Origin of the sequence: Actinoplanes ianthinogenes, assembly GCF_018324205.1 — a bacterium.
GTDB lineage: Bacteria > Actinomycetota > Actinomycetes > Mycobacteriales > Micromonosporaceae > Actinoplanes > Actinoplanes ianthinogenes.
Genome location: NZ_AP023356.1, coordinates 2,919,690 through 2,937,105, shown reverse-complemented (window position 1 = coordinate 2,937,105; position 17,416 = coordinate 2,919,690). Strand labels below are relative to the sequence as shown.

The window sequence follows — 17,416 nt, the reverse complement described above, 5'->3', positions numbered from 1 at the left end:
GATGGCCGCTGAGACCGACGAGATCCGGCTCGAACCGTGCGAGCCGGGCCGGCTCACCCCGGACGAGCTGAAGACCCTGTTCCTGTTCGAGAAACTGACCGACGAGCAGCTGGCCTGGATCGCCGAGCACGGCTGCACCATGCGGGTGCCGGCCGGCGGGCTGGTGCTGCGCGAGGGTGACCCGGCTGAGCAGTTCTTCGTGCTGCTCAGCGGCACCATCTCGCTGAGCCGCCGGGTCGGGCAGGACGACGTGCAGACGGTGCGCACCGAGCAGCGCGGGGTGTACATGGGTGCGACGAACGCGTACCTGCGCGACGACGGTGCGCCGCGCAACTACATGGGCTCGATGCGGGCGCTCTCCGACAGCGAGTTCTTCGTGCTGTCCGCCCACGACTTCGGTCACCTGATGCGCGAGTGGTTCCCGATGGCGATCCACCTGCTCGAGGGCCTGGCGCTGGGGATGCGCAACTCGCAGGCGGCGATCGGCGAGCGGCAGCGGTTGCAGGCGCTCGGCGCCCTCTCGGCCGGTCTCATGCACGAGCTGAACAACCCGGCCGCGGCCGCCGCCCGGGCCACCGGCGCGCTGCGCGAGCGGGTCGCCGCGATGCGGATGAAACTCGGCAAGCTGGCCAAGGGCAAGGTTGCCCCGGACCGGCTGACCGCGCTGCTCGAGCTCCAGGAGGAGGTCATCGAGCGGGCCGCCAAGGCGCCGGTGCGCACCGCGATGCAGATCGCCGATCTGGAGGACGAGCTCGGCGACTGGATGGACGAGCACGGCGTCACCAACGGCTGGGACGTCGCCCCGATCTTCGCCCAGGGCGGCATCGACACCGGCTGCCTCACCGAGATCCTCAACCGGCTGGAGGCGCCGGAGCTGCTCGACCAGGCGATCCACTGGATCGGGTACGCCCTGGAGACCGAGCAGCTGATGAGCGACATCGAGGACGCCACCGGCCGGGTGTCGTCGCTGGTCAACGCGGCCAAGCAGTACTCGCACGTGGACCGTTCGGCGCACCAGTGGATCGACGTGCACACCGGGCTGGACAGCACCCTGGTGATGCTCTCCCACAAGATCGGTGACGGGATCCGGGTGGTCAAGGAGTACGACCGGTCCCTGCCGCAGGTCCCGGCCCACCCGGCCGAGCTGAACCAGGTGTGGACCAACCTGATCGACAACGCGGTCCAGGCCATGTCCGGCGCCGGCACGCTGACCCTCCGGACCTACCGGGAGGACGACCGGGTCGTGGTCTCGGTCGGCGACACCGGGCCGGGCGTGCCCGACGAGATCAAGAAAAGGGTGTTCGAGCCGTTCTTCACCACCAAGGCGGTGGGGGAGGGTACCGGCCTGGGCCTCGACATCTCGTACCGGATCGTGGTCAACGGGCACGGCGGCGACATCTTCCTCCAGTCGGTCCCGGGCGACACGCGTTTCCTGGTGCGGCTGCCGGTGAGCGAGCCGGCGTCAGCCTGATGGCCACCATTCGCGTCGAGGCGGACGTCGAGGTTTCCGCGGTGCATGCCTGGGCGGCGATCGCCGACGTCGGGGCGGTGCACGAGCGGCTGCTGCCCGGCCGGGTGTCGTCCGCCGAGATCGACGGCGACATCCGGACCCTGACCATGCCGAACGGCGCCCGGATCCGGGAGCGGATCGTCGCGGTCGACCACGAGCTGCGGCGGCTGGCGTACTCGGTGATCGACGGGCAGGCGCTGCCGCTGAGCTATCACCATGCGACGTTTCAGGTGGTGGAGGGGGAGGGGCGGACCACGATCGTCTGGACGACCGATCTCCTCCCGGACGCCCTCGCACCCGCGGTCCGGGCCCGCGTGGAACGCGGCATCCTGGAGCTGAAAGCGGTCCTCGAAGCCGCCGCCTGAGCCCCCGGCCCGGCGGGGTCAGATGTCGGCGACGGCGACGCGGCTGCTGCGGAACGACACGGTGCTCGACTCGGTGTCCATGCCGGCCGGGGCGAGGGTGTGCAGGTCGTCGTCGCGGCGGACGGTGAAGCCGTGGCGGGTCAGCAGGCGGCTCATCGTCGCCGGCGACCAGGTGGAACGCCACGGCTCGGCGGCCCACGGATTCGGGCGGTCGGCGACCTTGGTCATGGCCTGGACCACGAACCGGCCGAACATCGACCTCATCGAACGGGCCTGATAGTTGACGATCAGCCGGCTGCCCGGGGAGGAGAGCGAGGCGATCGCCTGGACCGTGGTCGCCACCTCGTCCCGGGTCAGATAGGGAACCACGCCCTCCCACACCCAGGTGGTCGGCTCGGCGCCCCGGTGCCCGGCCGCGACGAGCGCGTCGCCGAGACGGTCCCGGCCGAAGTCGACCGGCACGAACACCGGAGGCTTGCCGTCCAGCGTCGCGGCGCGGTCGCGTTTATCCTGTTGGGAGGCGGGTTGGTCGACCTCGAAGACGGTGACGTCGGCGAGCTCCGGCATCCGCCAGGCACGTCCGTCCAGGCCGGCGCCTAGGATCACCACCTGAGTGGCCGGGCGTTCGCGGACCGCCTCGTCGATGGCCAGGGTCCGCGGCACCATCATCTCGGCGCAGCGGGCCACCATCTCGAAGCCGACCCGCTCGCTCCACTCGGCCGGGGGCTGCTCCTTGCGGACCAGGTCGACCAGGGCCCGCTCGTCGTCGCGGAGCAGAGCCATCGCGGTCGGATCGGCGAACTGGTCCGGCGCCAGCCGGTCGTGTGCGGCGGCGCGGCCCTGGCAGACCATTACGGCAGTCTGACTTGCCCGATATTCCGGCATGATTCTCCCTCCGCTCCGCAGCCGACGGTAGCGCCGCTCCGCCGCACGGACCGCTGACACCTGTCACTGAACCGGCCCGCGGTCGATGTCCCCGGGAGCGGACCGGTCCGCGTGTACTGGAAGTCGGGCAGCCCCCGTGTACTTCGGCTGGGTTACGGCAGGAGACCGCGGACGTACGCGGCCTGGCCGGCGTGCTGGGCGTCGTCGTCGTAGACGCTGATCAGGCGGACGCCGAGGGTCACCGGCGGGTCCCAGCGGCGGTCGACGACACGGTCCAGGTCGGCCTCGGTCAGGCCGCCCAGATAGGCCACGGTCCGCTCGTGCACGGCCTGGTAGTAATCGGTCAGCGCCTGAGCGCTCTCCGGGACGACCGCGGCCACGTCGGCGGCCGTGTGGCCGTAACCGGTGTCCGACGGGTCCGGCTTGCGGCCGAACCGGGCGGCCCAGTCGCCGGTGAGGTAGACCTGCTCGGTGTCGAGCAGCTCGGCGAGATGGTGGTCCTGCACCCGGGTCAGGTGCCAGACCAGCCAGCCGATCGAGTTGGCGCCGGGCCGCGGCGCCCAGCGGAGCTGCTCCGGGGTGAGCCCGTCGATCGCGGTGCCGATCAGTTCGGGCAGGCGGCCGTATGCCTCTTGCAGCACACCTTTCGCGTCCATCCTCGATCCCTCCTACTGCTGCGGTTGCTCGGCGGCACCCTGCTGCTCGGTTCCGTCGCCGGAGCCCTGATCGCCGCCCGGGCCGGTCCCGCCGGTCGGCGTCGGCTCGGCCGGGGCCTCGGTCGTCGGCTGCGGAGCCGGGTCGGTGGTGCCGGTCTCGGTCGGCTGCGGATCCGTGGTCGCGCCCGTCTCGGTCGGCTGCGGATCCGAGGTCTGGCCGGTCTCGGCCGGCGTGCCGGCCGGTGCCGGTTTCTGCTCGTCGTCGCCGGAGTGGTTGCCGGTCCATTGGAACACGGTCGGCGCCCCGCCGTCCCGCCCGCCGGTGGCGTCCGCCGCCGACCGCCCGGCCAGCAACTCGGCCAGGGTGAGCGTCCCCATCGCCAGCACGAACAGCGCGCCGGCCACCAGCGCGACCCGCTTCCAGCGGATCCGCCGGAATACCGCCGCGGAGGAGCCCGACCCGGCGGAGGACGACGGGCCCGCGAACGAGGACGGATCCGCGAAGGAGTGCGGGTCCGCGGCGGAGTGCGCGTCCGCCGAGGAGTGCGGGTCCGTGGAGGAGTGCGGGTCCGTGGAGGAGGCCGGGGCCGTGAACGACGACGAGGAACGCGAAGCCGCCGCCACCGCCGGGGTCCCGACCGCCGCCGGCGCCGTCACGAACGCGGCCTGCAACTTCTTGGTCCCGCGGTCCAGGTACCGGTGGTAGATCTCGGTGCTGATCGAACTGATCAGACTGACCAGCGCCGCGCCGACCAGCGTCCCGGCCACCCCGAGGAACGACCCGACCACCGCGGCCGAGACCGCCGCGAGCGTGCCGGCCAGGGTTTTCGGGATGTCGATGCCGGCCCAGATCCGGGATTGGGCGTGCTCAGTCATGTGCCCCCTCTCAGTCGCGCCAGCTTTCCGCCTTTACCGCTCGGCTCGCCGCTAAACCACGCCGCTCGGCCAGCGCCACCCGCAGCGGCCGGATGACGATGCCTTCCTCCTCCTCAAGGCGGCGACGGGCCAGTTTCCGGGTGCGCAGGATGCCTGTCAGACCGGCGAAGGCGACCAGGAACTGCACCGACATCGCGACCCGGAAGTCGGCGATGTGATAGTCGGCACTGCCGCCGGTGCGGGCGTCCAGGATCAGGCCGATCAGCTCGATGGTGAGCAGCGAGGCGACGAACCCGCCGACGTTGACCACGCCGGTCGCGGTGCCCAGGCGGTGCGGGGGATTGAACGTACGCGCATAGTCGAACCCGATCATCGAACCCGGACCACCGGAGCCGAGTGCCACGACCAGCAGCACGAGCAGCGGCAGGGGCGCCCGCCCGGGCCAGAGGATGACCGTCGCCCACGCGCCCAGGTTGATCGCGACGATGCCGAGCACCAGCAGCGAGCGCCGCAGCGGATAGCGCTGCACCAGGGTGCCGAGCACCGGCCCGGCGCACATGCCGGTGATCACGAAGATCGTGAGCAGCGTCCCGGCCTCGCCGCGGGTCAGCCCCTCCCCGGCGATCAGGAACGGGATGCCCCACATCAGGGCGAACACCGTGCCGGTGAACTGGGTGGTGAAGTGCGTCCAGAGGCCGAGCCGGGTGCCCGGGTGCCGCCAGGCGGCACTCAGGTCCTCGCCGAGGCGCCGCAGGTTGATCGGGTGACCGCTGTTGACCCGGCGCTCCGGCGTGTCGCGCAGCGCGGCGATCGCCACCAGCGACACGAAGAGCCCGGCCCCGGCAGCGCCGAGGAACCCGGTGGTCCAGCCGGCCCCGGCCAGGATCGCGGCCAGCGGCACGGCGGAGAGGATCTGGCCGAGCTGCCCGACGATCCCGGTGAGCTGGGTGAGCACCGGGACCCGGCGGGGCGGGAACCAGTGCGGGACCAGGCGCAGCACGCTGATGAAGGTCATCGCGTCACCGGCGCCGACCAGGACCCGGGCCACGATCGCGCCGGTGATCCCGTCCGCGAAGGCCATCAGGGTCTGCCCGGCGGCCATCACCAGACCGCCGCAGACCACCAGCCGGAGTGATCCGAATCGGTCGAGCAGCAGGCCGACCGGGATCTGAAGGCCGGCGTAGACCAGCAGCTGGAGCACCGCGAAGCTGGCGAGCGCGCCGGCGCCCACGTCGAAGCGGTGCTGCGCGTCCAGCCCGGCCACCCCGAGCGACGTGCGATGCAGGACGGCGACGACATACGCGGCGAGGCCGGCGGCCCACACCGCCCAGGCCCGGGCTCCGGGTCGCAGGGACATGTGGTGCCTTCCACTCGCGCGTTCAAGGTTCCTTTCCAGCCTTCTCCGCAGGTAGCCGAGGTGCAACGTGCGATTGCCCACTGCCTCGCCTTGATGTAACCCCCATGGGGGTATAGCTTTATAACCCCAAGACTCACGGAGGAGTGCGCACGATGCCGAAGATCAACGTGTACCTGCCCGACGAGCTGGCCGAGGCGGTCAAGGAGACCGGGCTGCCGGTCTCGGCGATCTGCCAGCGCGCGCTGGAGCAGGCGGTCCGCCGGGTCACCGCGATCCGCGAGACCTCGCTCACCGAGCTGTCCGGTGCCGACCTGGAGGAGCGCTTCCCGCTGATGACCGGCCGCAGCCGCACCGTGCTCGGCCTGGCCGTCGAGCGGGCCGGGGCCGCCGCCCGCACGTCGGTGAGCAGCGGCGACCTGCTCGGCGCGATGATCCAGGAGGGGACGAATCTGGCGATGCACGTCCTCCAGGCGCTGGAGATCGAGCCCGCGGCACTGGCCCGCGACCTGGAGCGGCTGACCGGCGACGAGGCGGCCGGCCCGGGGCAGGGCCTGCACTTCAGCGTTCCGGCCGCCGGCGCGCTGGAGCTGGCGGTGGGTGAGGCGGTCGGTCTCGGGCACAACTACGTGGGCTGCGAGCACCTGCTGCTCGGCCTAGTCACCGAGCCGGACGGGGCGGCCGGCCAGGTGCTGCGCGCGGCCGGCGCGGAGCCCCGGCTGACCCGCCGGGCGGTCGCCTCGGCCCTGGCCGGTTATCGCCACCTGCAGGCGAACACGGCCGCCGCCTCCGGATTCTCGGACCTGCGTAACGCGGGCAACGCCGACCCGGCGGCGCTGCTGGCCACCGCGTTGCAGCCGCTCCTGGCCCGGATCGAGCGGCTCGAGCAGCTCGTCGGCCCGTCCCGGGAGTGACGCGGCCGCCCGGCCACCGTTGATCACCGGCCTACTTCACGGCCCACCCGCCCTGGGGGAGGGCCCGCTGGTCAGTATGGCGGGGGTGTCCCTATGGGTCCTGTCAAGCGGCGAGAGGTCGGCCAGGACCGCGAACGCGGACAGGAAGAACGCGCGTTTGAGCTGCTTGTTGCCGCTCTTGGGTGGGTGCTCGCCGCGGATGCTGGTGCCCGAGCGGCGGGTGACCGGGGCCAGGCCTGCGTAGGCGGCCAGGTGCCCGGAGGTGGGGAACGCGGCGATGTCGCCGACTTCGAGGAGGATCCGGGCTGCCGGCAGCCACGTTACGGAGAGACGTACCCAGGATCGGGTGGCCGGGTCCCTATCAGCGGTCTTGCCGACGCCACCCGCCCTGTGGACAAGCCGCCGGTGTGGACAACCGTCAGGGCGTCAGATAGCGGGTCAGCCAGTCGATCGTCTCGCGGAGGTAGGTGGCGCGCGACGTGCGGTGCAGCAGCTCGTGTCCCTCGCCGGGAAAGAGCAGGTACCGGTGCGTCGCGCCGCGAGCCGCCAGCGCGGCGGCCACCTGCTCGGCCTCGATCACCGGCACGTTGCTGTCGTTCTCGCCGTGCACGATCAGCAGTGGCGCCCGCAGGTTGTCGATGCGATGGATCGGCGACAGGTCGCGCAGCAGGCCGGCGTCGGTGACCGGGTCACCGTATTTGCTGATCGCGGCCGCGGCGATCCACGGCTCGGTGTGCTCGTAGAACGTGGCGAAGTCGGACATCCCGCAGACGTCGATGCCGACGTCGAACAGGTCGGGGTAGGTGACCAGCGCGGCCAGCGTGAGGTAGCCGCCGTACGAGCGGCCCATCACCCCGACCCGTCCGGCGATGCCGGAGTCCCGCAGGTATCGGACGCACGACCGGACGTCCTCGATCGCGTCGTAGCGCAGCGGCCCGTTGTCCGCGTTGACGAAGGTGCGCCCGAAGCCGGACGAGCCCCGCACGTTCGGCGCGAACACCGCGATGCCGCGACGCACGAGCTCCTGGAAGAGCGGGCCGTGACCGGGACGTTCCTGCGCCTCGGGGCCGCCGTGCAGCCAGATCACCACCGGGTACGGCCCGTCCTCGCCGGGCGGCGTGAACAGCCAGCCGGTCAGCGGGAGCCCGTCGTGCGCGCTGAACTTCTCCAGCGTCGGCCGCACCGCGTCGGCCGCGGCCGGCTCCGCCGAGATCGGCCGCAGGTTCGACCCGTCCCGGTCGCAGACCCAGACGCCGTGCGGCCGGCCCGGGCCCTCCGCGGTGAACGCCAGCGCGGAGCCGTCGAAGCTCCAGCTCAGCCCGGAGACGACCGGGCCGGGCAGCGGGACCGTCCGGGGCGCCGCGGTCGAGCCGTGGTCGAGGTCGATCAGTTCCAGCGAGGACTCACCGCCGTGCACGTTCAGGAGCACCGCCGCGGTCCGCCCGTCCGCGGTGATCGCGAACGATTCGACCTCCGAGGCACCGCCCGCGACAACCTCCACGGAGCCGGTGACGCGGACCAGGGCGGGGAACTCGCCCTCCTCGCTGCGCGCGTACACGCAGCCGCCGCCGGGGCTGAAGATCGCCTGCTCGCCGCGGAGGACCGGCTCCCGCGTACCGGAAATCAGGTCTTGGAAAACGATCCGCCGGGCGCCGCGCGGACCGACGCGCAGCAGCGCGAAGCGCCCCGCGGGGTCGACGTCGCAGAGCGAGATCAGGTCGCCCGAGCCGACGACGGTCCTGGTCCCGGCGACGACGTCGATCAGGATCGCGGAGGTCAGGTTCTCGGTCAGCGCGAGCACCGGCCGGCCCGGCAGCCACCGCATGTTCTCCGCGGTGTCCGTGCCGAACCCGGCCACCTGGTGCGGGTCGGAGCCGTCCGGCCGGACCAGCCACACCTCGTGCCGGGGCGCGCCGCCCGGGGTGAGCTGGCAGGCCAGCCAGCCGCCGCCGGACGACCAGGCGACCGCGGCGACCGGCTCCGGGAACGCGATGTGGAAGGCCAGCTCGCTGTCGATCGGCTGCACCCAGACGCCGGGGGTGCCGCCGCGGTCGGAGACGTAGGCCGCGTGCCGCCCGTCCGGTGCCAGCGTCACCGACCAGTTGCCGGCGACCGCCGAGGTGAACAGCGAGAACGCCGGCAGCACGGTCACGTCGACGCGATGGAGCTGGCCCTCCAAGACGTACCTCCTAGAGCTTCTTGTCCTGCAACCACATCTCCAGCAGCGCGAGTTGCCACAACTGGTTGGCCCCGAGTGTGGTCCGCGGGGTGTTCGGGTCGGCGAGCAGGGCGTCCACGTACTCCGGCCGGAACAGCCCGCGATGCCGCGCGGCCGGGGCGTGCAACGCGTCGCGCACCTTCGCCAGCATCTCGCCCTCCAGATGCCGGATCCCGGGAACCGGGAAATAGCCCTTGGTGCGGTCGATCACCTCGTCCGGCACCAGCCCGCGGGCCGCGTCCTTGAGCACACCCTTGCCGTCCGACGCCAGCTTCAGCTCGGGCGGGCAGGCGGCGGCGAGCTCGACCAGCTCGTGATCGAGGAAGGGTACGCGAGCTTCGAGGCCCCACGCCATGGTCATGTTGTCGACCCGTTTGACCGGATCGTCGACGAGCATCACCTGCGAGTCGAGCCGCAGCGCCGCGTCCACCGCGGTCTCGGCCCCGGGCCGGGCGAAACTCTCCGCGACGAACTCCCGCGCGTGGTCCCGGTCGAGGTGCCAGGCCGGATTGAGCTGCCGCGTCAGGTCGCGGTGCGGACGATCGAAGAACTCTTTCGCGTACGCGTCGACGGCCCGGTCCCGCGGCACCCCGGCGAGCGGCGGATACCAGCTGTACCCCGCGAAGATCTCGTCCGCTCCCTGGCCGGACTGCACGACCGTGACCTGTTTCGCCACGTCCTCGCTGAGCAGGTGGAACGCGATGCAGTCGTGACTGACCATCGGCTCGCTCATCGCCGCGACGGTCCGGTCGACGGCCGGCAGGAAACGGTCACGTCCGATTCTGATCTGGTGGTGCTCGGTGTCGAACTGCTTGGCGATCAGATCCGAGTAGACGAACTCGTCGCCGCTCTCGCCGCCACCGGACTCGAAGCCGATGCTGAACGTGGTGAGCCCGGCCTGTCCCTGCTCCGCCAGCAGCGCCACGATCAGGCTGGAGTCCAGCCCGCCGGAGAGCAGCACGCCCACCGGCACGTCGGCGACCATGCGCCGGCGTACGGCCACGTTCAGCTTCTCGCGGACGGCCGCGGCCCAGTCACCGGGGGCGATCGCCGCCGTACGCCGGAAGTCGGCCTCCCAATAGCAGCGGTCGGTGACCGCGCCGTCGGCCCGGACCACCCGCACCGTCGCGGGCGGGAGCTTCCGGATGCCGGACAGGATGGTCCGCGGCGCCGGCACGACCGAGTGGAACGTCATGTAGTGCTGCAACGCGACCTTGTCGATCGTGGTGTCCACGCCGCCGGCGGCGAGCAGCGCCGGGAGCGTCGACGCGAAGCGCACCCCGCCCGGCGTCTCGGCCAGATACAACGGCTTGATCCCGAGCCGGTCGCGGGCCAGCGTGACCGTCCCGCTGTCGTGCTCGGCGATCGCGAAGGCGAACATCCCGAGGAAGCGGGTGACGCAGTCGGCGCCCCACCGGTGATACGCCTTCAGGATCACCTCGGTGTCCGAGGTGGAGAAGAACCGGTAGCCCGCACCCTCCAGCTCCGCACGCAGCTCCCGGTAGTTGTAGACACAACCGTTGAAGACCACGGTCAGCCCGAGCTCGTCGTCGGTCATCGGCTGCGCGCCGTTCTCGCTCAGATCGATGATCTTCAGGCGCCGGTGGCCGAGAACGATCCGCCCGTGCTCCCAGATCCCGGAACCGTCCGGCCCGCGGGACTCCATGGTGGGCAACATCCGGCGGACCGCCTCGGCGTCCGCCGGACGCTCCCCGTACCGGATCTCTCCGGCTATGCCACACATCATTCGCCTCCCAGAAGCCAGGTGTCCTTGGACCCGCCGCCGCGCGACGAGTTGACGATCATGGAGCCTGCCGGGGCCACCCGGGTCAGCGCGGCCGGAGCGACGACGGACTCCCGCGCGCCGGTGAACACGAACGCGCGCAGGTCCACGTGCCGGGGCGCGAGCTGGTGGCCGTCGAAGACCGGATGGGTGGAGAGCTGGACCAGCTCCTGCGCGACCCAGCGGTGCGGGGCGGTCCGGATCTGCCGGCGCAGGGCGTCCAGCTCGTCGGCGGTGGCGTGCGGGCCGATCACGATCCGGTCGCCGCCGTAGCCGTCGACCGGTTTGCAGACCAGCTCGTCCAGCCGGGTGAGCACCTCGGCGCACTGCTCGGGGATGCCGCACAGGTACGTCGGCACGTCGGCCAGCAGCGGTTTCTCGTCCAGGTAGAACTCGACCATCTTCGGCACGTACGCGTAGACGGCCTTGTCGTCCCCGATCCCGTTGCCCAGCGCGTTCGCCAGCGTGACCGTCCCGGCGTGCAGCGCGGCCACCAGGCTCGGGCCCAGCGGCATCCCGTCCGCGCCCGGCGAGTGCACCAGGCTGTCCTCGCCCATCCGCAGGTAGATCACGTCCACCCGGTAGCGTTTGCCGTCGCGCAGCCGGTGCACGCGGCCGTCCTCGACGAACAGCTCGGTGCTGCGCACCACCGGCACGCCCATCGCCTCGGCGAGCATCCGGTGCTCGAACCAGGCCGAGTCCTCCGGGCCCTGGCTGAGCACGACCAGCGCCGGATCGTCGACGGTGGCCCCGGCGAGCAGGGCCTCCCGCAGGAACCGGGGGGTGTCGTCGACGGAGATCAGGTCGGCCGGGCGGGGCAGCTCGGGGAGGATGCTCTCGGTCAGGCGACGGTTCTGCATCGCGTACGCGATCCCGGACGGCACCCGCAGGTTGTCCTCCAGCACGCACCACTTGCCGTCCGCGTCCCGGACCAGGTCGACGCCCGCCACCTGGGCCCGGACCGCGGAGCCGGACACCAGTGCGCCGCTGGCCCGCAGCTCCGGGGAGCCGTCGATCACCCACTCCGGCACGACCCCCTCCGCGACGATCCGGCGCTGGTCGTACACGTCGGCGAGGAACGCGTTCAGCGCGCGCACCCGCTGGGTCAGCCCGGAGCGCAGCGCCGCCCAGTCGGCGGCCGGGACCACGCGCGGGACCAGGTCGAACGGGAACAGCCGGGTGGCCGCCTCGCCGGCCACGCTGAACGTGACGCCGTTGGCCCGCTGCTCCTCGTCCCGCGCGTCCTCGCGGTGCCGCAGGCCGGTCGCGCCGAGCGCGGTCAGCGCCGGGACGATCCCGGTGTACTCCGGCGCGATCTCGCCCGGGAACACCTCGTCGCCGCCGACCGCGTAGGGGCTGATCCCGGCCGGGGCCGCCGGGCTGCCGATCGCCGCCGCGCCGCCCCTCGTCTCGGCCACGAGCAGGTCGACCACGTCCGCGATCCGGCCGCGCCGGGCCAGCGCTCGACGCTGGCGGGAGGCGGAGCTCCCGGCGGCCAGCGCTCGTACCGACAGGTCGTAGACCTGCTCCCAGTCACCCAGCGCCTCCAGGTGCGGACGCAACTCGCCGACCAGGCGCTCGACCGCCAGGGCGGCCGGCACCGGGACGGGGGACCGGGGCAGATCGAGCAGGTCGCCCTCCAGCCCGGAGCGCGCGGCCCGCCACATCGCCGCCCGGTGCAGCGGCGGGCGGGCCGGCGGCAGCGGCTTCCCGGCCCGGTGCTCCTCCTGCGCGCGCCGGACCAGTGCCCGGAACAGGCCGGCCAGCAGCACCACGGTGTCCACGTCCGGGCAGGCGTCGGTGACCCGCAACTCCACGGTCGGCACGTGGGCGGACGGGCGTACGTCGAAGTAGACCATCTTCGGATCGCTGATCGTCCCGGACGCGATCAGGTCGTTGACCAGCACGTCGAACTCCTCGGCGGAGTGCAGCGCGCCGCTGTCCCCGGCGGTCGGCCAGCGCGTCCAGACCAGGGAGCGGGCGCTGGCGTAACCGGAATCCTCGCCCATCCAGAACGGCGAGCTGGTGGAGAGGGCGAGCAGCACCGGCAGTGACGGGGAGACCCGCTGCGCGACGGAGACGGCCTCGTCCCGGTCCGGCACCCCGACGTGCACCTGGGCGCCGCAGATGAGCTGCTCACGGACGAGCATCTGGTACTCGTTGAGCATCCGCCGATACCGCGTGGTCGGGGTGACCGGGAGCGCGTCCAGGTCGACCAGGGGCACGGTACCGGCCGCGATCAGGCCCAGCCCGAGCGACTCGGCGACCCCGACAGCGGTGCGGCGGCGGGCCACGATGCCCTCGCGCAGACCGTCCAGGGTGGTGCTGACCGGAGTGTTCGTCTCCACCACGGAGCGGTGCAGCTCCGCCGAGAAGTGCTCCGGATCGAGCCGGTCGAGCACCTCGGGCGCCCGGGGCACGAGTTCGCGCGTGGTCAGATCGACGACGTGCAACTCCTCCTCGGCACCGAGAGTGAGTAAACCCGGGTCGTCGGGCAGGGGGGATTCCACAGCCGGAAGAGACTCCGTCATAACGACCGCCTTTATGTGGGGGACTCCGGCTCAGCGTCGCGATGCCTTGTGGCAGATATGTCACGTGCCCATTTCCGGCGTGCGGCAAGCATGGTGATCACTGGAGCCAGCACCGGTGCCCGAGGGGTCTCGTCGCTACCGGTAACCTCCTGTGTCGGCACCCACTTCCAGCGGAGGTCCTGATGGGCAGCGTCGTCGTCATCACCGGTTCGGCCGGTCTGATCGGTTCCGAGTCGGTCCGCCACTTCGCCGGCCTCGGCATGGACGTGATCGGGGTCGACAACGACATGCGGGGCTACTTCTTCGGCGCCGACGGCTCCACGAAGTGGAACCTGGACCGCCTGACGAAAGACGTCGGCGCGAAGTACACGCACTACTCGCTGGACATCCGGGACCGCGAGGGACTGGGCAAGCTCTTCGCCGAGTACGGGAAGAACATCGGCCTGGTGATCCACGCCGCCGCGCAGCCGAGCCACGACTGGGCCGCCCGCGAGCCGTTCACCGACTTCGACGTGAACGCGGTGGGCACGCTCAACATGCTCGAGGCGGCCCGCCGGCACGCGATCGACGCGCCGTTCATCTTCACCTCGACCAACAAGGTGTACGGCGACACGCCGAACTCGCTGCCGCTGGTCGAGCAGGAGACCCGCTGGGAGCTGCCCGAGGACCACAAGTGGTACGGCGGCATCGACGAGACCATGTCGATCGACAACAGCATGCACTCGGTCTTCGGGGCCAGCAAGGTCGCCGCCGACGTGATGGTCCAGGAGTACGGGCGGTATTTCGACATGCCCACCGCGGTGTTCCGCGGCGGCACGCTGACCGGTCCGGGTCACTCGGCGGCGGAGCTGCACGGCTTCCTGGCGTACGTGATGCGCTGTGTCATGGAGGGCCGGCTCTACAAGATCTTCGGCTACAAAGGGAAGATGGTCCGCGACGCCATCCACTCGCACGACCTGGTGTCGGCGTTCGAGGCGTTCCAGCGGGCGCCCCGGGTCGCCGAGATCTACAACATGGGCGGCGGCCGGTTCTCCAATTGCAGCCACATCGAGGCCTTCAAGATCGCCGAGGAGATCACCGGTCGCGAGGCGCGGACGGAGTATGTCGACGAGAGCCGGATGGGCGACCACCAGTGGTGGATCAGCAGCACCGCCCGGTTCGAGGAGCACTACCCGGAGTGGAAGCTGACCTACGACGTCCCGGCCATCCTTCGCGAGATGTACGAGGCCAACCAGGACGTCTGGAAGGCGTAGCAAAGGCGCCTAATGCCGCACGTTTTGTGCGATTCATCCCAATTCCTGGGAAGTCCTCGGGAAAGGGCTGTGCTTTTCCTGGATGTGCCCGCGCCGTAAAGGCACCGAAACCAATTTTCGGTACATTTACGAAATGTCCGACTTGACGCAGCTGTTGCGCCGGGACTTGCCGGCGTCCATCGTCGTATTCCTCATCGCCATCCCGTTGTCGCTGGGTATCGCCGCGGCATCGGGGGCCCCGCTCTTCGCGGGACTGGTCGCCGCCGTCGTGGGCGGCATCGTCGCGGGCGCCCTGGGCGGCGCCCCCCTCCAGGTCAGCGGCCCGGCCGCCGGGCTCACGGTGATCGTGGCGGGCGCCGTCGCCGATTTCGGCTTCGCCGGCACCGCCGCCATCGTGGCCGTCGCCGGGATCGTCCAGATCCTGCTCGGCGCCTCGCGCCTGGGCCGCGCCGCCCTCGCCCTGTCGCCCGCCGTCGTGCACGGCATGCTGGCCGGCATCGGCCTGGTCATCGCGCTCAGCCAGGTGCACGTGCTGCTCGGCGGCGCCCCGCAGAGCTCCGCCTGGCACAACCTGCGCGACCTGCCCGCCCAGATCGCCGCCCACCACGGCCTCTCCGCCGCGCTCGGCCTGCTCACCATTGCCATCCTGATCCTCTGGCCGCGCTTCGTCCGGGTCTCGCTGCTGCCGGCCGCGCTGGTCGCGGTGGTCAGCGTGACCGTGCTCGCCCACTTCACCGGCGCCGACGTGGATCGCGTCCGGCTCCCCGAGGAACCGCTCGCCGAGCTGATCACCCCGGCCTGGCCGGACGCCCCACTGCGCGAGATCACCGTCGCGGTGCTCACCATCGCGCTGGTCGCCAGCGTCGAGTCGCTGCTCTCCGCGGTCGCGGTGGACCGGCTGCACGACGGCCCGCGCGCCGACCTGAACCGGGAACTGGTCGCCCAGGGCGCCGCGAACACCGTCTCCGGCCTGCTCGGCGGCCTGCCGGTGACCGGCGTGATCGTCCGCAGCTCGACCAACGTGGCGGCCGGCGCCCGGACCCGCGCGTCGGCGATCATGCACGGCGTCTGGGTGGCCGGGTTCGTGCTGTTCTGCGCCGGCCTGCTGGAACGCATCCCGATGGCGGTCCTCGCCGCGGTGCTGATCGTGGTCGGGTTGCGGCTGGTCAGCCTGGCCCAGATCCGCACCTACGCCCGGCACCGGGAGCTGCCGACCTACCTGGTCACCGCGCTCGGCGTGGTCGCCGTCGACCTGCTCACCGGGGTCGCGCTCGGCATGGTCACGGCGGCCGTGCTGATCCTCTGGCGGCTCACCCGCTGCGAGATCCGCACCGTCGAGCGGGCGCCCGGCCAGTGGCTGGTCACCATCGGCGGCACCCTGGCCTTCATCGAGTCGGCCAAGCTGACCAGGGAGTTCGCCACCCTGTCGGCGGGTGCCGAGGTGGATGTCGAGCTGCACCTGGACTATCTGGACCACGGCGCCTTCGAGACGATCCGGGACTGGCGCGAGTCGTACGAAAAAGCCGGTGGCCAGGTCCGCATCCGTGAGGTGCACGATTCCTGGTTCTCCCGGGCCACCTCCGGCCGGCTCGGCGAGGCCAAGAGCACGCCGCGCCTGCTCGGCTCCTGGTCCCGCTGGCAGAGCCTGGACCTGCAACGCCGCGACGCGATGGCGGCCGGCATCGCCGAGTTCGAGCGCACCGTGGCCCCGCTGGTCCGCCCGCACCTGGCCGCCCTGGCCCGCGACGGCCAGAGTCCCGAGCAGCTCTTCATCACCTGCGCCGACTCCCGCGTGGTGCCGAACCTGATCACCGGCAGCGGACCGGGCGACCTGTTCTGCGTCCGCAACGTCGGCAACCTGGTCCCGGCGCACGGCCGGGAGTCCTCGGTCGGCGCCGCCATCGAGTACGCGGTCGACGTCCTCGGCGTCACCACGATCACCGTCTGCGGCCACTCCGGCTGCGGCGCGGTCCTCGCCCTGATCTCCGGCGCCGCGGCACCGGGCTCGTCCCTGCACGACTGGCTGTCCCTGTCCGGCACCCGCTTCACCGACCAGGCCGACGAGGAACGCTGCTGCGCCGACAACGTCCTCCAGCAACTGACCAACCTGCGCACCTACCCGGTGGTCAGGGCCGCCGAAGCCGCCGGCCGGCTCCGCCTGACCGGCATGTACTTCGACATCGCGGAAGCCCGTATGTACGAGGTCGATCCGGTCCTCGGCGCCCACCGCCCGGTGCACGCCCCAGCCGCCTGACCAGACCCGCGGCCGGCCTGATCACTTCAGGCCGCTGCCGGTCGCGGTCCGCTCTTCCGGTACGCCCACAGCACCCACCCGCTGCCAACGCGCTCCCCGCCCACCCGAACGTGGCGGTGGCACCCGGGACAGGGCACAGCGGCTGGCCCTGGTGGCCCCATCCGGTCCCGTGCCAGAGCCGTGGGGCCCAGCCCGGGTGTGTCCGGCTGGCCCTGGTGGCCCTATCCGGTCCCGTGCCAGGGCCGTGGGGGCCAGCCCGGGTGTGTCCGGCTGGCCCTGGTGGCCCTATCCGGTCCCGTGCCAGGGCCGTGGGGGCCAGCCCGGGTGTGTCCGGCTGGCCCTGGTGGCCCTATCCGGTCCCGTGCCAGGGCCGTGGGGGCCAGCCCGGGTGTGTCCGGCTGGCCCTGGTGGCCCTATCCGGTCCCGTGCCAGGGCCGTGGGGGCCAGCCCGGGTGTGTCCGGCTGGCCCTGGTGGCCCTATCCGGTCCCGTGCCAGGGCCGTGGGGGCCAGCCTGGGTTGGGCTGGGCTTGGTGGCCCTATCCGGTCTCGCATTAGGGCCGTGGGGACCAGCCCGGTGGGGTCGGCTGGGCTTGGTGGCCCTATCGGGTCTCGGGTTAGGGCCGTGGGGGCCAGCCCGGGTGGATCGGCTGGGCTTGGTGGCCCTATCGGGTCCCGGGTTAGGGCGGTGGGGGCCAGCCGGGTGGGTCCGGCTGGACCTGGTGGCCCTATCCGGTCCCGGGTTAGGGCCATGGAGGCCAGCCCGGTGGGTCCGGCTGGGCCTGGTGGCCCTATCGGGTCCCGGGTTAGGGCGGTGGG

12 protein-coding genes and 1 pseudogene are annotated in these 17,416 nt (G+C 71.8%); 5 read left to right on the top strand and 8 right to left on the bottom strand.

All coding sequences use genetic code 11. The annotated features are described in order from the left end of the window. Position 1: 1 nt before the first annotated feature. Together Aiant_RS13240 and Aiant_RS13235 are read left to right on the top strand one after the other, a co-directional pair. Positions 2-1,471, top strand: a complete 1,470-nt coding sequence (locus Aiant_RS13240; RefSeq protein ID WP_189334418.1) for an ATP-binding protein — start codon at positions 2-4, stop codon at positions 1,469-1,471. Further along, positions 1,471-1,875: an SRPBCC family protein gene (locus tag Aiant_RS13235; RefSeq protein WP_189334419.1), complete on the top strand. Its 405-nt coding sequence runs from the start codon at positions 1,471-1,473 to the stop codon at positions 1,873-1,875. Before Aiant_RS13240 ends, Aiant_RS13235 begins: the two co-directional genes overlap by 1 nt. Before the next feature lie 18 nt (positions 1,876-1,893). Here Aiant_RS13235 and Aiant_RS13230 read toward each other — a convergent pair whose 3' ends face one another. The 4 genes from Aiant_RS13230 to Aiant_RS13215 all read right to left on the bottom strand — a co-directional run bounded on the left by Aiant_RS13230 (position 1,894) and on the right by Aiant_RS13215 (position 5,649). After that, positions 1,894-2,727 carry a class I SAM-dependent methyltransferase gene (locus tag Aiant_RS13230; protein WP_229830960.1) on the bottom strand — a complete coding sequence of 278 codons (834 nt, stop codon included), beginning with the start codon at positions 2,725-2,727 and terminating at the stop codon, positions 1,894-1,896. 185 nt (positions 2,728-2,912) lie between these two features. After that, positions 2,913-3,416: a mycothiol transferase gene (locus Aiant_RS13225; protein ID WP_189334421.1), complete on the bottom strand. Its 504-nt coding sequence runs from the start codon at positions 3,414-3,416 to the stop codon at positions 2,913-2,915. 12 nt (positions 3,417-3,428) lie between these two features. Further along, a complete protein-coding gene (locus tag Aiant_RS13220) occupies positions 3,429-4,292 on the bottom strand; it encodes a hypothetical protein (protein ID WP_189334422.1) in 864 nt (287 codons plus the stop codon). 10 nt (positions 4,293-4,302) lie between these two features. Continuing rightward, positions 4,303-5,649, bottom strand: a complete 1,347-nt coding sequence (locus Aiant_RS13215) for an MFS transporter (RefSeq protein ID WP_189334423.1) — start codon at positions 5,647-5,649, stop codon at positions 4,303-4,305. 152 nt (positions 5,650-5,801) lie between these two features. Here Aiant_RS13215 and Aiant_RS13210 point away from each other — a divergent pair, with 152 nt between their 5' ends. Continuing rightward, positions 5,802-6,560 (top strand): Clp protease N-terminal domain-containing protein, encoded by a 759-nt coding sequence (locus Aiant_RS13210; RefSeq protein WP_189334424.1) that lies wholly within the window; start codon positions 5,802-5,804, stop codon positions 6,558-6,560. Between the two features lie 93 nt (positions 6,561-6,653). Here Aiant_RS13210 and Aiant_RS13205 read toward each other — a convergent pair. The 4 genes and pseudogenes from Aiant_RS13205 to Aiant_RS13190 all read right to left on the bottom strand — a co-directional run. Then, a pseudogene (locus tag Aiant_RS13205) lies at positions 6,654-6,869 on the bottom strand (IS110 family transposase); the annotation flags it as partial. Positions 6,870-6,978: 109 nt separating this feature from the next. Continuing rightward, on the bottom strand, positions 6,979-8,739 hold the full coding sequence (locus tag Aiant_RS13200; protein WP_189334425.1) for a S9 family peptidase: 1,761 nt from the start codon (positions 8,737-8,739) through the stop codon (positions 6,979-6,981). A gap of 10 nt (positions 8,740-8,749) precedes the next feature. Continuing rightward, positions 8,750-10,522: an N-acetylglutaminylglutamine amidotransferase gene (locus Aiant_RS13195; protein ID WP_189334477.1), complete on the bottom strand. Its 1,773-nt coding sequence runs from the start codon at positions 10,520-10,522 to the stop codon at positions 8,750-8,752. Next, complete coding sequence (locus Aiant_RS13190; protein ID WP_229830963.1) at positions 10,522-13,071, bottom strand: carboxylate--amine ligase/circularly permuted type 2 ATP-grasp protein; 2,550 nt, start codon at positions 13,069-13,071, stop codon at positions 10,522-10,524. The genes Aiant_RS13195 and Aiant_RS13190 overlap by 1 nt, the downstream gene beginning before the upstream one ends. Before the next feature lie 203 nt (positions 13,072-13,274). Here Aiant_RS13190 and Aiant_RS13185 point away from each other — a divergent pair, with 203 nt between their 5' ends. After that, on the top strand, positions 13,275-14,345 hold the full coding sequence (locus tag Aiant_RS13185) for an NAD-dependent epimerase/dehydratase family protein (protein WP_189334427.1): 1,071 nt from the start codon (positions 13,275-13,277) through the stop codon (positions 14,343-14,345). Between the two features lie 133 nt (positions 14,346-14,478). Beyond that, positions 14,479-16,599: a SulP family inorganic anion transporter gene (locus Aiant_RS13180; RefSeq protein ID WP_189334428.1), complete on the top strand. Its 2,121-nt coding sequence runs from the start codon at positions 14,479-14,481 to the stop codon at positions 16,597-16,599. Positions 16,600-17,416 lie beyond the last annotated feature (817 nt).

Bases quoted from the DNA above. Each gene is read 5' to 3' on its own strand.
- Aiant_RS13240 (WP_189334418.1), top strand. From the start codon at position 2: ATGGCCGCTGAGACCGACGAGATCCGGCTCGAACCGTGCGAGCCGGGC.
- Aiant_RS13235 (WP_189334419.1), top strand. From the start codon at position 1,471: ATGGCCACCATTCGCGTCGAGGCGGACGTCGAGGTTTCCGCGGTGCAT.
- Aiant_RS13230 (WP_229830960.1), bottom strand. From the start codon at position 2,727: ATGGTCTGCCAGGGCCGCGCCGCCGCACACGACCGGCTGGCGCCGGAC.
- Aiant_RS13225 (WP_189334421.1), bottom strand. From the start codon at position 3,416: ATGGACGCGAAAGGTGTGCTGCAAGAGGCATACGGCCGCCTGCCCGAA.
- Aiant_RS13220 (WP_189334422.1), bottom strand. From the start codon at position 4,292: ATGACTGAGCACGCCCAATCCCGGATCTGGGCCGGCATCGACATCCCG.
- Aiant_RS13215 (WP_189334423.1), bottom strand. From the start codon at position 5,649: ATGTCCCTGCGACCCGGAGCCCGGGCCTGGGCGGTGTGGGCCGCCGGC.
- Aiant_RS13210 (WP_189334424.1), top strand. From the start codon at position 5,802: ATGCCGAAGATCAACGTGTACCTGCCCGACGAGCTGGCCGAGGCGGTC.
- Aiant_RS13195 (WP_189334477.1), bottom strand. From the start codon at position 10,522: ATGTGTGGCATAGCCGGAGAGATCCGGTACGGGGAGCGTCCGGCGGAC.
- Aiant_RS13185 (WP_189334427.1), top strand. From the start codon at position 13,275: ATGGGCAGCGTCGTCGTCATCACCGGTTCGGCCGGTCTGATCGGTTCC.
- Aiant_RS13180 (WP_189334428.1), top strand. From the start codon at position 14,479: ATGTCCGACTTGACGCAGCTGTTGCGCCGGGACTTGCCGGCGTCCATC.